The sequence below is a fragment of the Dubosiella newyorkensis genome, assembly GCF_001945605.1.
Classification (GTDB): Bacteria; Bacillota_I; Bacilli_A; order Erysipelotrichales; family Erysipelotrichaceae; genus Dubosiella; species Dubosiella newyorkensis.
The window spans coordinates 1-1,560 of the sequence record NZ_MPKA01000099.1 but is presented as its reverse complement, the minus strand read 5'-3'; the positions used below and the strand labels follow the sequence as shown (position 1 = coordinate 1,560).

General features: G+C 48.3%; 2 protein-coding genes. Both read left to right on the top strand.

Translation table 11 applies throughout. From position 1 onward, the window contains the following. Positions 1-915 (top strand): TRAP transporter substrate-binding protein (locus tag BO225_RS10170; protein WP_076342114.1); only part of this gene is annotated, 915 nt, incomplete at its 5' end. A 3-nt stretch (positions 916-918) separates the two neighbouring features. After that, on the top strand, positions 919-1,443 hold the full coding sequence (locus BO225_RS10165; protein WP_198936131.1) for a TRAP transporter small permease: 525 nt from the start codon (positions 919-921) through the stop codon (positions 1,441-1,443). Positions 1,444-1,560 lie beyond the last annotated feature (117 nt).

The window sequence follows — 1,560 nt, the reverse complement described above, 5'->3', positions numbered from 1 at the left end:
CACGCTCAATCGGAAGAGCATCCAGAACATATTGGCATGCTCGAGTTCAAAAAAATCATTGAAGAAAAGCTTGGCGATAAATACGAAGTGGAAATTTTCCCCAATGAATTGTTAGGCTCGGCCCAGAAAGCGATCGAGCTTACGCAGACGGGCGCGATCGATTTTGTGATCGCGGGAACCGCGAACGTGGAAACGTTTGCCAAGGCCTACGAGATCTTCTCGATGCCTTATCTCTTTACTTCTCAAGAAGCGTATCATGAAGTGATGAACGATGTGGACTACATGAAAAAGCTCTACAATTCTACGGACGAATCAGGCTTCCGTGTTCTGACTTGGTTTGATGCGGGGATCCGCAGCTTTTATTCGACCAAGCCAATTCGTACACCAGAAGATCTCAAAGGTCAGAAGATCCGCGTGCAGCAGTCGCCGGCTTCTGTCAATATGGTCAAGGCGTTCGGCGCGGCCGCTTCTCCGATGTCTTTTGGAGAAGTCTACACAGCCATTCAGCAAGGTGTCATCAATGGAGCGGAGAACAACGAGCTTGCCCTGACCAACAACAAGCATGGCGAAGTGGCCAAATACTATTCGTACAACCAGCATCAGATGGTTCCGGACGTGCTTCTTGGAAACACGAAGTTCCTGGATTCTTTGAGCGATGAAGAATACGACATTTTCATGGAGGCGGCGCAGAAAGCGACGGAAGTGGAAATGGAAGAATGGGGCAAGGCGGTCGAAGAAGCGAAAGACTATGCCAAAAACGAGCAGGGTGTCGAATTCATCGAAGTCGATGTGCAGGCGTTCAAAGACAAGGTGGTCGGTGTGCAGAAAGAGATGCTCGAAGACAATCCGGATATCACAGATATGTATGAACATATCCAGGAAGTGAACAAGAAATACGAAGAAAAGGAGCAATAAGAGATGATGAAAACAGTGGCTTCCATCCGCAAGTGGATGGATAAGATCATAATGGGCGCGTGTATCGTTCTCTTTGGATTGATGGTGATCGTCGGATCGTATCAGATCATCACGCGTTACTTTTTCAACAAGCCGAGCACGGTTTCGGAAGAGCTTCTGACATTCAGCTTTGTATGGATGGCTCTTCTGGCCAGCGCGTATGTGTTCGGGATCCGGGATCATATGCGGATGGGCTTTCTGGCCGACAAGATCCAAGGAAAAGGTCGGATCGTTCTGGATATCGTGATCGAGATCCTGATCCTCGTGTTCGCCCTGCTTACGCTGGTGTGGGGAGGGAGCGCAATCATGCAGCTTTCGATGCAGCAGATGACCGCTTCTCTAGGTGTTCCGATGGGGTATATTTATACGATTCTGCCTGTTTCGGGTGTGGCGATCGTCGTTTACAGTATTTTGAATATTATCGATATGATTCATGGAAAGAATCTAGATATGCCTAGCGGCGTAGAAGAGAAGGGAGATGTGTATTGATATGAGTATTTCGTTGCTTTCAGGATTGATCATTTTAGTCCTTCTTGTCATCATGCTTTTGATGGGCGTTCCGATCGCGATCGCGTTGGGGATCTCTTCGGTGTGCGCGATCTTGCC